The organism is Pseudomonas sp. BF-RE-22 (assembly GCF_019956155.1).
GTDB classification, from domain to species: Bacteria; Pseudomonadota; Gammaproteobacteria; order Pseudomonadales; family Pseudomonadaceae; genus Aquipseudomonas; species Aquipseudomonas migulae.
The window spans coordinates 22,301-32,128 of the sequence record NZ_JAHBDD010000047.1; the positions used below are offsets into that span (position 1 = coordinate 22,301).

The following is a 9,828-nucleotide window of genomic DNA, read 5'->3' on the forward strand; positions in this document are numbered from 1 at the left end:
AAGAAATTATTGAAGCGCCAGAGAGCGCTCATTGGCCGCCACGTCGCGGCCCTTCGCATACGCACGCTGAATCGCCGGCCGTGCCTTGAGCCGTTCGCGCCAGGCGTGGATGTGCGGGAAGTCCGCCAGGTCCTGGCCCTGACGTTGCGGCTGGATCCACGGGAAAATCGCCATGTCGGCAATGGAGTACTCGCCCGCCACATACGGCACGTCAGCCAGGCGCGTTTCCAGCACCCGATACAACCGCGTCGCTTCGGCATTGAGCAGGTCGAGGGCGAACGGAATCGGCTGCGGCGCCTTCTCCTTGAACACCTGCAACTGACTCAGGTACGGCGTGATATGCCCCACCTGCCAGAACAGCCACTCCTGGACTTTCTGCCGCTCGACACTGCCGGCTGCGGGCAGAAAACGCCCAGCCTTGCCGGCCAGGTAATTGAGAATGGCGCCGGATTCGAACAGGTTCAGCTGTTCGCTCAAACCCTCGGGTGCATGGTCGACAATCGCCGGAATCCGCCCATTGGCGCTGATCCGCTGGAACGCCGCCTGCTTCTGCTCGCCCTCGCGGATGTTGATCGGCACCACCCGGTAATCCAGCCCGAGTTCTTCAAGCAGGATGCCGATCTTCAAACCGTTGCCGGTCGGCCAGTAGTACAAATCGATCATGCGTAGGCCTTGATCGACGGCGCCATTTGCGAGGCGTTGTAATTGAGAATGCGCCCGTCCGCTTCGACGCCATAACGGCCGTTGAGGGATTCCAGCGGCAAGCCGTAGAGATGGAAATGCAAGGTCGCACTCTCGCCTTCAACGCGAATGCCGTGCAGGTCTTCACCGAGAAACGAAATCGACGTGCCGGGTTGCACGATCACTTCCTTTTGCAGATGCAAAGTGGTGAAACCCGGCTCGCGACCTTCGTCATCACGACCATAGACGTAGTTGATCTCCTGGCCTTCGACGGCGCTGATGATCGCCCAGGTTTCGTGGTTGTGCGGGAGCGTGCTTTTGCCCGGCAACAACGAGTTCAGGTACAGCGTCGGCGTGTCGCCGTCGTCATTCAGACGGTAGCGAAACGCGGTGCTGCCCTGCCCCGGCACTGGCGCGGGAAACGCGTCGAAATTGAACAGATCGCGGCGCTCGGCCAGGGCTTCCAGCAGGGAGACGATCTCCACCAGCGCGGCGCGGTCGACGCCGCGTTGGTTGATGACGCGGATTTTCTTCAGGAAATCCTCGATGACGGCGGCACGGTTTTCGGTACTCATGGACAGGCTCCTCGGTATTAGACGGACAGGCTGTAGCGACCCAGGTTGGTCAGCAGATACGGATCGTTGGCAACGGCGGGACGGCGTCCCGGATCACCCAAGGCATGGCGCAGGAATTCCTGGGTGCGCTCGCTGCTCGGGTGCTGGAAAATCTGTGCGGCGCTGCCGTGCTCGACGATCACGCCGTTTTCGGTGAAGTAGACGATGTCGCTGATCTCTTCGGCGAAGCGCATCTCGTGGGTGACCAGCACGCACGTCATGCCCTCTTCGGTCAGCTCGCGAATCACCGTCAGCACTTCGCCGACGGTTTCCGGGTCAAGGGCCGAGGTCACTTCATCGAACAGGATCAATTCCGGGCGCATCGCCAGCGCCCGGGCAATCGCTACCCGCTGCTGCTGGCCGCCGGACAGTTGCCCTGGATAGGCATCGGCCTTGTGCTCCATGCGCACTTTCGCCAGCAAGGCACGCGCTTCTTTTTCGGCCTCGATGCGGCTGCGCCCCAACACCTTGCGCGGCGCAATCACCAGGTTTTCCAGCACCGACAAATGCGGGAACAGGTTGTACTGCTGAAAGACAAACCCCACGCGCTTGCGCAACTCGATGCGCTGGGCTTCCTGCGCCAGCGTGTGTACCTCGGTGGTGCCGACGCGGATGGTCCCGCGTTGCGGCTGCAACAACCCGGTGATGCAGCGCAGGATGGTCGATTTGCCGGAACCGGACGGGCCGATAATCGACACCGCCTGCCCACGATGAACGTCGAGGTCGATGCCTTTGAGTACCGGATTATTGGCGAACGACAGGTGCAAATCGCGCAGGCTGACCAGAGGCTCGGCGACGGTTTCAGTAGAAGGCATAACGTCGCTCCAGGCGTTGGGTGAGACGGGAAATCGGGTAGCAATAAGCGAAGAACAGCACCAGCAGGCTCAGGTAAATCACCACGGTGAAGCCGGTCATGTTTACGGTGTTGCTGGCGATCTGCGCGGTGTCGATCACGTCATGCACACCCACCAGCGAGGCCAGCGCCGTGCCCATGGTGATCACCGCATACAGGTTCATCCACGGCGGCAACATGCGTTTGAAGCACTGCGGCAGGATGATCGAGCGGAAAATCTGCCCACGTGTGAACGCCAGCGAACGGGCCGCTTCCCACTGCGTGCTCGGAATCGAAGCAATGGCGCCACGGAAGATTTCCGCGACGTTGGCACTTGCCGGCAAGGCCAGGCCGATGGTCACCTTGACCCAGTCGGGGAACGAGACGTAGACGCTGCCGATCTTGATCTCGAACGGGAACACATAGGTGGTGAAATAGATCAGCACCAGCCACGGCGCATTGCGGAAAATCTGCACCCAGATCCGTGCCGGGAAACGCAGCAGACGCAGCGGCGACAACGCCAGTGCGCCCACCAGCAACCCCAGCACCGAACCCAGAGCAATGGCGACCAGACTGATCAGAATGTTTTGCCCGAAGCCCACGGCCAGGGCTGGTGACCATTGCAGCAGCGCCTTGAGCACCGGGCTTTGCGGGGCCAACCACAGCAACCCGAGCACAACGCAGATCAGCAGCAACAATTTGCCGACGTGCCGCCGCGGCCAGGTCACCGGCGCGGTGACGGACGATTCAATGGCCATAGCCGGGCATCCTCAGGCGCGCTTCCAGGTAGCGCCCCACACAATTGACGATAAAACTCAGCAGACCGAAAAAGCTCAGAATCAGGATCATCAGTTCCAGCACGTTATCGCTCTGGGTCCAGATCATGATCGACGCGTAGGTGATATCGCCCACGGCAATCGCCGAGGCGACGGCGGTCATTTTCACCAGGTCGATCAGGTTGTTGATCAGCGATGGCAAGGCGAAGCGCAAGGCCAGCGGCAGTTGCACGTTCCACAACAACTGCCGAGCGTTGAACGCCAGGGAACCGGCCGCTTCCAGCGTCACGCTCGGCACCGCCTCGATGCCGGCACGCAAGGCTTCGGCATGGAACGCGCCCTTGTGCAGCGAAATCACGATTACCACCCAGGCGAACGGCGTCAGCGGGTTCGCCGCGCCGACGGCCTGGGTCAGCAACATGTTCAGCACCAGGAAGGCGCAATACAGCTGCACCAGCGTCGGTGTGTTGCGGGTGACTTCGACGAACACCCGCGCCGGTTTCGCCAGCCACGGCTTGCCCGACGTCAGCATCGCCGCCAATCCCACGCCGGCGAGCAGACTGCCGACGATGGTGAACAGGCACAACAACACCGTGGTCAGCGCGCCCTGCACCAGGGTGCCGCGTTGATAGGCGTCCAGCAGAAAGCTGTAGTTCAGGCCGAACCCGGCGGTCCAGTGGACGAAATGCTCCAGCCAGTGACTCATGCCGTACCCCGCAGTTGCGCGCAGGCCCGGGCAATGCGGCGTCCGGCTTCAGCCACGCTGTCGGTCGCGGTGGCGATGGACAGGCGGAACCACGGCGACAGGCCATAGGCACTGCCCGCCACACCAGCCACGCCCCGCTCCAGCAAATACGCGACTACGTCGGCGTCGCTGTTCAGGCGGATACCATCGGGGCGATAACGCCCCAGTAACCCGGCGCAGCGTACGAACACGAAGAAACCGCCCTGAGGCTCAAGCACTTCGAGACCGTCTACGTCGCGCAACGTGCTCACCAACACATCCCTTCTCAGCTGATAAGCCGCAACGTGCTCGGGCAGGAAATCCAGCCCTCCGTCAAAGGCCGCCAATGCAGCCGCTTGCCCCACCGAGGAAGCCCCGGAGGTCGATTGCGACTGCACGACCGCCATGGCGCCCGTCAGCAGTTGTGGCCCGGCACCGAAACCGATGCGCCACCCCGTCATCGCGTAGGTCTTGGACACACCGCCGACCAACAGGCAGCGCGCTTGCAGATCCGGCGCGACATTGAGCAGGCTCTGCGGCGGCTGACCGTCGAAACGGATGTGCTCATAGAGTTCATCCAGCAGGATCAAGACCTGCGGATGACGGCGCAGCACCTCGGCGAGCGCTTGCAACTCGGCTGCGCTGTAAACCGCGCCGCTGGGATTGCCGGGGCCGTTGAGGATCAACCAGCGCGTGCGCTCGCCGATGTGGCGCTCCAGTTGCGCGGCTGTCAGCTTGCAGCCCTGCTCCAGACCGCATTCGATAAACACCGGCTCGCCACCGTTGAAACGCACGCTGTCCGGAAACGACGGCCAGTACGGCGTGGGCACCAACACTTCATCGCCTTCGTCGAGGGTCGCGGCAAAGGCGTTGAAGATGATTTGCTTGGCACCGTTGGCAATCACGATGGAGGGCAGCGAATACTCCAATGCGTTTTCGCGCTGGAGCTTGCGTTGCACGGCAAGTCGCAAAGCCTTCACGCCCGGCGTCGGCGTGTACTTGGTGGCACCGGCGGCGATGGCGGCATACGCCGCCTGCTTGATGTGTTCGGGGGTATCGAAATCCGGCTCGCCGGTGGTCAGGTCGAGAATGTCACGACCGGCTTCGCGCAACTCGGTAGCACGGGATTTGGCGGCGGCGTTGGCCGACAAGGACACACGCTGCACACGCCTGGAAAGTCTTAGTGTCATGGCTGGGCAACCTCCACGACCTTGCCCGGATTGAGCAGGTTTTTCGGGTCCAGCGCTTGCTTGATGCGCCGCATCAGATCCAGCTCCACCGGGCTTTTGTAGCGATCCAGCAGGCCCAGCTTGCGTTGGCCGATGCCGTGCTCGGCGCTGATCGAGCCGCCGTGGGCATGGGCGCTGTCGTGAACCAGCAGGCTGAGCGCCGCGTAGTTCGCCATGTGGGCATCCACCGTCGAATCCAGCGGATGAGCAACGTTGTAATGCAGGTTGCCGTCGCCCAGATGGCCGAAGGTGAAATGCCGGACACCGGGAAAGTGCGCCTGCAACAGCGCATCGGTGTGGCTGACGAACGCCACGACCTGGGAAATCGGCACCGAGATGTCGTGCTTCATGTTGCGGCCGGCACGTTTCTGCGCCTCGCTCATGTTTTCGCGCAACAGCCACAGCGCTTCACTTTGTGCGAGGCTTTCGGCGATCAGCGCATTGGCCAGCAGGTCTTTTTCGAACGCATCGCCGAGCACCACTTCAAAGGCTTCGCGGGCGTGAGTTTCGCTGTGGTTATCCGAGAGTTCCAGCAACGCGAACCAGGGTTGGCTGACACCGATAAAAGGTTGCGGCCCCTCGGGAAATTGCTCGCGCAGCAGCGCCAGGCAATCGGCACTGAGCAGTTCGAAAGCGGTGAGGCTGGCGCCAAACCCGGCGCGGGCATGGGACAGGAATTGCACCGCTTGCGCCAGCGAGTCGAAGGCCAGCAACGCCGTGGCTTGCGCCTTGGGCAGCGGGAACAGTTTCAGCGTGGCGGCGGTGATAATGCCGAGGGTGCCTTCGCTGCCGATGTACAGGTCGCGCAGGTCATAACCGGTGTTGTCCTTGCGCAGACCGCGCAGGCCATTCCAGATTTCACCCTCGGCGGTCACCACTTCCAGCCCCAGCGTCAGCTCGCGGGTATTGCCGTAGCGCAACACGGCGGTGCCGCCGGCGTTGGTGCCGAGATTGCCGCCAATCGTGCAACTGCCTTCGGCGCCCAGACTCAGAGGAAACAAGCGACCGGCCTCACGGGCGACGTCCTGCACGTTTTGCAGAATGCAGCCGGCTTCGACGGTCAGCGTGTCGTTGTCGGTGTCTACGGCGCGCACCCGGTTCAGGCGATCCAGCAACAGCAACACCGCACGGCCGCTGGCGTCCGGGGTGGCGCCGCCCATCAACCCGGTGTTGCCGCCCTGCACCACCACGGGCGTATCGGCGGCCACGCAGGCACGGACCACTGCCGCGACCTCTTCGGTATTGGCCGGGTGCACCGCGGCAATGACCTGGCCGACGTAACGGCCCTGTTTATCGGTCAGGTACGGCGCGGCCTCTTCGCTGCTCTGCACATGGCTGGCGCCGAGCAGTTGCTGCAAGTCTGCGAACAGACTCACGGAAGCACCGCCAGCGGCGCGGCATTGCGATATTTTTCGTGCAAGTCGCGCAGGGCCTGAGATGGCGCCATGCCGGTGCGTTCGCCCAGTTCGATCAGCCAGCCACTGCGGTGCCAGTCGCGCACGATGGCATCCAGTTTCGCCTGGGTATCGTGCTCGCCCTTGCGCAACCAGATCACCGAGTTGGAGGGGATCAAATCACCCGGCAGCGGGATTTCATAACCGGCCCACTCGGCATCGCTCAACAACGCATGCATGGTCGGGCTGACATGCACCGCCGCCACGCAGCCATTGCCGCGCAGCGACAACAACGACTCGGACTGGCTGCGGAACGCCTTGATCTCGGCGCCGTAGGTTTCCTGCAACGGCTTGATGAAGTTGCTGCCCTGGGACACGCACACCGGCTTGCCCTTGAGGTCGGCCCATTGGGTAATGCCCGAGCCTTTGCGAATCAACGCCGCGCCGCCCACCTCTTCATAAGGCGTGGGCACATAATCGAGGATCTCGGCGCGCTCGTCGGTGAACTGCATGTTGGCGATCAGGATGTCGACCTTGCCCTGCTGCAAAAACTGCACGCGATTCGGCGCCAGGACCGAGACAGTGTTGGCTTCGACGCCCAAGGCCTTGGCAACGCCCTTGGCCAGTTCGACGTTGTAGCCCAGGTGCTCGCCGGTCTTCGGGTCGATGGTGCCGAACGGCGGCCCACTGAGAATCACCCCGACACTGATGGCGTGGCGCTGCTCGATCTTGTCCAGCGTGGCATCGGCTTGAGCCAGGTTCGCGCCCAACACGACAGCGCCGGCCAGGCACAGCGAGGACAGGTTTTTTACGGAAAAATAGCGATTCATGCGCGACTACCTTGAACAGCCGTCGCGCAATGCGCCGGCGTAGTGAAGACGATGAGTTGAATCAGGCGCCGTTGGCCTGAAACTTCTTTTGCAACTCGACCAGCGCCGGTGACGCGGGCGTGATGCGGTTGCGGGTCTGCGCTTCGATCAGCCAGCCGCTGCGGTGCAGTTCCTTGACGATCGGGTCGAGCCTGGCCTGGGTGTCGCTTTCGCCGCGACGGGTCCAGATCACCGAAGGCGCCGGGTTCAGTTCCGGGGAGATCGCTCGGTAGTCTTTCCATTCAGCACTGTCGGCGATCAACGGATTGACCAGCGTGGCGTCGTGCACGGCGGCGACGCAGTTGTTGCCACGCAACGCCAGCAAGGATTCCGACGAGCTCTTGAAGGCTTTGATCTCGACGCCCAACTCGGTGAGCGGCTTGACGTAGCTGCTGCCTTGCGAGGTGCAGACCGGCTGCCCCTTGAGGTCTTCCCAACGGCTGATCTTGCTGTCCTTGAGCACCGCCGCGGTGCCGCCGACCCGGTAAAACGGCGTCGGCACAAAACCGAGAATCTCGCCGCGTTCCGCCGTCCATTCCATGTTGGCGATCAGCAAATCGACTTTGCCCTGCTGCAGAAACTGCACGCGGTTGGCCGGCAAGACTGGGACCAGCTCCACTTCAGCGCCCAACTGGCGACCCAGTTCCTGAGCGAGTTCGACGTTCAAGCCGCGCGGCTTCTGGGTGACCGGATCAATCCCGCCAAACGGGCCGCCCGACAACAGCACGCCGACCGCCAGCGCATGACGCTGCTCGATCTTGTCCAGCGTCGCGTCAGCCTGGGCAGCCGTGCTGGCGGCCAGTGAGACCAGGGCGCCCAACATCACAGGCAATATTCGTTTTACAGGTGTGCGCTCGAACAACATGGTTTTCCCCCTCATGGATGATCGGCGTCCCCCGACCTGATGTGGGGGATCCTAGGTACAGCGTTGGTGTAACGGAAATTCAAATATCTAATATCGTTATAACTTGGCGTTTAGCGCTGAAAGACAGAATGGCTACAACCCCTGTATTTGTTGCTTAAAACCCCTTTCGCACTGAATAACCCAGAAAAAACACATAACGAGTCTTAATGCTTATGTTTAAACTCGTGATGTAAAAACAGCCCTGGAAACGCCCATGTCGACCCTGCCCACGCTTGATCTCGAATTGCTGCGCACTTTCATCGCGGTGGTGGATCACCACAGTTTTGCCGAGGCCGGCGCGCAACTGGACCGCACGCAATCGTCAGTCACCCAACACATGCAACGCCTGGAGCAACAGGTCGGGGTGAATCTGTTCGAGAAACGTGGGCGGCAAAAACAACTGACGGAAGCCGGGCTGCAGTTGCTGCGCCACGCACGGCAAATGCTCTCGCTCAACGACGAAGCCTTGAGTTCCCTGCGTGAAAGCAGCTTGAGCGGCGTGTTGCGCATCGGCTCGCCCCATGACATCGCTGACACGATCCTGCCGCCGATCCTCAGCCACATCGCTCGCTCGGCACCGCGCTTGCGCCTGGAAATCGACGTCGGTCGCAGCCCGTTCCTGATGGAAGACCTGCACCGGGGCAAGGTCGACATGGTGATTTCCACACGCGAAGACCCGAACCTCGAAGGCTTTGCCTTGCGCACCTCGCCGGTGTGGTGGATTTGCTCGGCGCAATACCTGCACAACCCCGGCGAACCCTTGCCGCTGATTCTCGTGGATGAGCCAAGCATCTATCGGCGCTATGCACTGGAAGCGCTGGAACGCGCGAACATTCCCTGGCGTCAGGCGTACCTGGCGTCGAACCTGATCGGCATTAAAGCGGCGACGCGCGCAGGACTGGGGGTCACCCCCCGAAGCATGGAAATGCTCGGCCCGGACATGCGTGTGCTGGGTGAAAATGATGGATTGCCGCGACTGCCGGACGTCACTTACTACCTGTGGATCCGGCCTAACACCGCCAACCTGATCGCGCGCAAGGCCTATGACCTGATCCGCGCGAGCCAGGGCCTGTCGTTTTCTTGAACGTCGATTCAGAGCTTGGCAATCGAGACCTCGGTGGATTTGACAAAGGCGATGACTTCGCTGCCCACCCTCAATTCGAGGTCGCGCACCGAGCGAGTGGTGATCACCGAGGTGACGATCCCGGATGCGGTTTGCACATCGATTTCCGAGACAACTTCGCCTTCGACGATTTCCTTGATGACACCATTGAACTGGTTGCGAACGTTGATCGCTTTGATGGTCATGATGCGGCTTCCTGTGTGATGTCGAACGCATCCGAACGGATGTGCAGGCGCCCAAAGTGCACCTCCCGGAACGACATTAAAAGGAATATATAATTATCTATTTATATCTTTTAGAAATATGAGGCCTCGCCCGAATTTGCATGCCACACCAAATCTGTAGGAGCCGGCTTGCTGGCGATGGTGATCTCACGGACGCCATCGCCGGCAAGCCGGCTCCTACAAAATCGCGGGGGGATTCGGGATTGAGGTTCACGCCAAACCTGTAGGAGCCCGGCTTGCCGGCGATGGCGGTCTTGCGGGCGCTATCGCCAGCAAGCCGGCTCCTACGGATCGGGGGTGTGTTCGGGATTGGGGGTTCTCGCCACACCTGTAGGAGCCCGGCTTGCTGGCGATGGCGATCTGGCGGACGCCTTCGCCGGCAAGCCTGGCTCCTACAAAATCGCGGGGGGATTCGGGATTGGGGGGGGCTCCTACAAAATCGCGGGGGGATTCGGGGC

Annotated in this window: 11 protein-coding genes; 1 reads left to right on the forward strand and 10 read right to left on the reverse strand. The window is 61.8% G+C overall.

Going from position 1 to position 9,828, the window contains the following annotated elements; genetic code table 11:
- Window positions 1-6 precede the first annotated feature (6 nt).
- From KGA82_RS21720 to KGA82_RS21760, 9 genes are all read right to left on the reverse strand, one after another.
- Window positions 7-663 (reverse strand): glutathione binding-like protein, encoded by a 657-nt coding sequence (locus KGA82_RS21720; RefSeq protein WP_223452475.1) that lies wholly within the window; start codon window positions 661-663, stop codon window positions 7-9.
- Window positions 660-1,256: a hypothetical protein gene (locus KGA82_RS21725; protein ID WP_008032837.1), complete on the reverse strand. Its 597-nt coding sequence runs from the start codon at window positions 1,254-1,256 to the stop codon at window positions 660-662. The genes KGA82_RS21720 and KGA82_RS21725 overlap by 4 nt, the downstream gene beginning before the upstream one ends.
- A 17-nt stretch (window positions 1,257-1,273) precedes the next feature.
- Window positions 1,274-2,110, reverse strand: a complete 837-nt coding sequence (locus KGA82_RS21730) for an amino acid ABC transporter ATP-binding protein (protein ID WP_223452476.1) — start codon at window positions 2,108-2,110, stop codon at window positions 1,274-1,276.
- Window positions 2,097-2,885, reverse strand: coding sequence for an amino acid ABC transporter permease (locus KGA82_RS21735; RefSeq protein ID WP_223452478.1), 789 nt, complete (start codon window positions 2,883-2,885; stop codon window positions 2,097-2,099). Before KGA82_RS21735 ends, KGA82_RS21730 begins: the two co-directional genes overlap by 14 nt.
- Window positions 2,875-3,609 carry an amino acid ABC transporter permease gene (locus KGA82_RS21740; RefSeq protein WP_223452481.1) on the reverse strand — a complete coding sequence of 245 codons (735 nt, stop codon included), beginning with the start codon at window positions 3,607-3,609 and terminating at the stop codon, window positions 2,875-2,877. Before KGA82_RS21740 ends, KGA82_RS21735 begins: the two co-directional genes overlap by 11 nt.
- On the reverse strand, window positions 3,606-4,817 hold the full coding sequence (locus KGA82_RS21745) for an aminotransferase class I/II-fold pyridoxal phosphate-dependent enzyme (protein ID WP_223452484.1): 1,212 nt from the start codon (window positions 4,815-4,817) through the stop codon (window positions 3,606-3,608). The genes KGA82_RS21740 and KGA82_RS21745 overlap by 4 nt, the downstream gene beginning before the upstream one ends.
- Entirely contained in the window at window positions 4,814-6,232 is a 1,419-nt protein-coding gene (locus KGA82_RS21750; RefSeq protein WP_223452492.1) for an FAD-binding oxidoreductase, read from the reverse strand. Before KGA82_RS21750 ends, KGA82_RS21745 begins: the two co-directional genes overlap by 4 nt.
- Window positions 6,229-7,080: a transporter substrate-binding domain-containing protein gene (locus KGA82_RS21755; RefSeq protein ID WP_223452495.1), complete on the reverse strand. Its 852-nt coding sequence runs from the start codon at window positions 7,078-7,080 to the stop codon at window positions 6,229-6,231. The genes KGA82_RS21750 and KGA82_RS21755 overlap by 4 nt, the downstream gene beginning before the upstream one ends.
- A 61-nt stretch (window positions 7,081-7,141) precedes the next feature.
- Window positions 7,142-7,984, reverse strand: a complete 843-nt coding sequence (locus tag KGA82_RS21760) for a transporter substrate-binding domain-containing protein (RefSeq protein ID WP_223452498.1) — start codon at window positions 7,982-7,984, stop codon at window positions 7,142-7,144.
- Window positions 7,985-8,237: 253 nt separating this feature from the next.
- Between KGA82_RS21760 and KGA82_RS21765 the strand changes: the two genes are divergently transcribed.
- Complete coding sequence (locus tag KGA82_RS21765) at window positions 8,238-9,107, forward strand: LysR substrate-binding domain-containing protein (protein ID WP_008032824.1); 870 nt, start codon at window positions 8,238-8,240, stop codon at window positions 9,105-9,107.
- A gap of 8 nt (window positions 9,108-9,115) precedes the next feature.
- Here KGA82_RS21765 and KGA82_RS21770 read toward each other — a convergent pair whose 3' ends face one another.
- Window positions 9,116-9,331: a molybdopterin-binding protein gene (locus KGA82_RS21770; protein ID WP_223452499.1), complete on the reverse strand. Its 216-nt coding sequence runs from the start codon at window positions 9,329-9,331 to the stop codon at window positions 9,116-9,118.
- Between the last annotated feature and the right edge of the window lie 497 nt (window positions 9,332-9,828).

What these genes read in the sequence shown, in the direction of transcription:
- KGA82_RS21720 (WP_223452475.1), bottom strand. Translation starts at nt 663, where the DNA reads ATGATCGATTTGTACTACTGGCCGACCGGCAACGGTTTGAAGATCGGC.
- KGA82_RS21725 (WP_008032837.1), bottom strand. Translation starts at nt 1,256, where the DNA reads ATGAGTACCGAAAACCGTGCCGCCGTCATCGAGGATTTCCTGAAGAAA.
- KGA82_RS21730 (WP_223452476.1), bottom strand. Translation starts at nt 2,110, where the DNA reads ATGCCTTCTACTGAAACCGTCGCCGAGCCTCTGGTCAGCCTGCGCGAT.
- KGA82_RS21735 (WP_223452478.1), bottom strand. Translation starts at nt 2,885, where the DNA reads ATGGCCATTGAATCGTCCGTCACCGCGCCGGTGACCTGGCCGCGGCGG.
- KGA82_RS21740 (WP_223452481.1), bottom strand. Translation starts at nt 3,609, where the DNA reads ATGAGTCACTGGCTGGAGCATTTCGTCCACTGGACCGCCGGGTTCGGC.
- KGA82_RS21745 (WP_223452484.1), bottom strand. Translation starts at nt 4,817, where the DNA reads ATGACACTAAGACTTTCCAGGCGTGTGCAGCGTGTGTCCTTGTCGGCC.
- KGA82_RS21755 (WP_223452495.1), bottom strand. Translation starts at nt 7,080, where the DNA reads ATGAATCGCTATTTTTCCGTAAAAAACCTGTCCTCGCTGTGCCTGGCC.
- KGA82_RS21760 (WP_223452498.1), bottom strand. Translation starts at nt 7,984, where the DNA reads ATGTTGTTCGAGCGCACACCTGTAAAACGAATATTGCCTGTGATGTTG.
- KGA82_RS21765 (WP_008032824.1), top strand. Translation starts at nt 8,238, where the DNA reads ATGTCGACCCTGCCCACGCTTGATCTCGAATTGCTGCGCACTTTCATC.
- KGA82_RS21770 (WP_223452499.1), bottom strand. Translation starts at nt 9,331, where the DNA reads ATGACCATCAAAGCGATCAACGTTCGCAACCAGTTCAATGGTGTCATC.